The sequence below is a fragment of the Massilia sp. CT11-108 genome (genome assembly GCF_047302915.1).
Taxonomy (GTDB): domain Bacteria; phylum Pseudomonadota; class Gammaproteobacteria; order Burkholderiales; family Burkholderiaceae_D; genus Telluria; species Telluria orientalis.
In genome coordinates, this window is the sequence record NZ_JBKYMO010000769.1 from 1 (window position 1) to 1,890 (window position 1,890).

A 1,890-nucleotide genomic window follows, 5' to 3' on the forward strand; every position below is an offset into this window, starting at 1 on the left:
GTAGTTCGTTCCCGTCGTCAAATAGGACAGCTTGGCGGGAGCTATTCGGAATCGGTGTCACTTTCACAACGTGCGACGAGCGGACCGGAGCCGTAATGCACGTGCACCTCGACGGGCAGCACGGCCGTCGAGGCCTGGATGTCGGCCGGCGGCGTGAAGATGTCCGGCAGCGGATCGCCCGGGAACAGCGCCGCCATTCGCTCGCGGAACGCCTGCGACAGTTCCAGCCGCTGGCCCTGCAGGTGCAGTTCGATACGGCCCGGCAGCACATACGCGGAGCCGGCCGATTTCAGCGCCGCCATCGACCATTTGCCCGGCAGCTGCGCGACGGGCAGCTGCACCGTCGATGCGAGCGGCTCCGCGCGGCCCGGCGCCAGCCGCGTGACGGTGTTCGTCTTCAATGCGATCGGACGGTTCTCGCCGCCGAGCATGGAGCGCGCGGAGATCGTCGCCCCCGCGATCGTGTACGGATACATCGTGTTCTGCAGCTGCCACTGGATCGTCGCGTTGGGCGTGCGCGCGGCGGGCGACACGTCCGCGCGCAGGCGGCCCGCCGCATCCATCGAGAACTCGACGCCGGGCGCGTTCTCGACCTTGCGCGGCACGAGGCGCACCGTGTCGCGGTCGAGCGGTTTCAGGCGCGCGGGCGGTTCGGTGATCACGCGCTGCACGCGTCCCGCCACGAGCATCGCGTCGAGGGCGCGCGCACCCTCCGGACCGACGGCGAACACGTACACCATCAGGCCGTTCGCGTGGTAGTGCTGGCCTTGCACGGGCATCCGCAGCGGGAAAGCAAGCGCCTTCGTGATCGCGGCGCCCTTGTGGATCAGCGCATAGAACTCGCGGTTGCGCTGCGCGGTCGCCTGGTCGTTGTTCGGGCTGTTGCGGTTGTTCGTCACGAGCCAGACGAGGCCCGCCTTCCCGCCCAGGACTTTGGTGACGGTCGTCTCCACGGCCTCGCCCAGGTCGGTGTCGGCGAGCGCCGTGCCGCCGGGTTTATGGGCGGTTTCCAGCCCGGCCAGCGCGGCCCGCACGTGCGCGGGCGTGTCCTTCGTCACCTGCTCGGACAGCAGCGCGCGCGGCGACGGCGCGCCGGGCAGCGACTGGTTGAACGCGGCCAGCACGAGCGCGTCGCCCGGCTGCGCGACATTGCCCGCGAGCGCCGCGACCAGCGGCTTGAATTGGGATTGCGGGTCCGTGTAGAACGGCTCCATCCAGCCCGAATTCTGCACCAGAATAACCTGAGCCACTTGCGGCATGGCCCAGGCGGGCATCACGCCGCACAGCGCGAGGAAAAGGACGAAGGCCCTCACGTCGGCGCTTCCAGATTCCAGCCGCGGATCCGGTTCCAGTCTGGGTGGTGCAGCCACAGGCGGTTGGCGTAGACGAAGGGCACGCACTCGAGCGGCCGCGCGAGGCGCGCCACTTCGTCCAGGATCACGTTGCGCCGGCCGATCCACTCCACCGTGGTGCGGGCGATCACGCGGTTGGCCAGCGCGTCTTCGGCACGGCCGGTGTATTTGTGGAAGCGCAGCACGAGCCCGCTGGGCTGGCTGCGGTTGTTGTTGAAGCTGCGCAGCAGCGGCAGGACGAGGGAATCGTCCTCGTGCTGGTCCTCGACATGCTCGCCGGACCACGGTTCGTCGACGACGGGATGGCCGCGCCGGAACAGCAGGTTGGCGAAGCCGAGGCGCGCGCCGTCGATGAGTTCGCGCTGCGGACGCGCTTGTACTCGTTCTGCGCCCAGTTCGAGGAACGAATACGACTGGCCGTCATGCCCGATCAGCCACATGCGGCCGTCGCGGCTCAACGTCGGGCCGCCGAGGTCGAGGCTGGGCAGCCACGTGTCCGGCCACGCGAGCCAGCGCGGCGCCTCGCCGGGACGCCACG

The 1,890-nt window shown here is 69.5% G+C and carries 1 protein-coding gene and 1 pseudogene; both read right to left on the minus strand.

The window, feature by feature from the left end; translation table 11 throughout:
* Window positions 1-41: 41 nt before the first annotated feature.
* A complete protein-coding gene (locus tag ACEN88_RS30455; protein WP_413345734.1) occupies window positions 42-1,313 on the minus strand; it encodes a hypothetical protein in 1,272 nt (423 codons plus the stop codon).
* A pseudogene (locus ACEN88_RS30460) lies at window positions 1,310-1,890 on the minus strand (hypothetical protein); the annotation flags it as partial. The gene ACEN88_RS30455 and the pseudogene ACEN88_RS30460, both read right to left, overlap by 4 nt.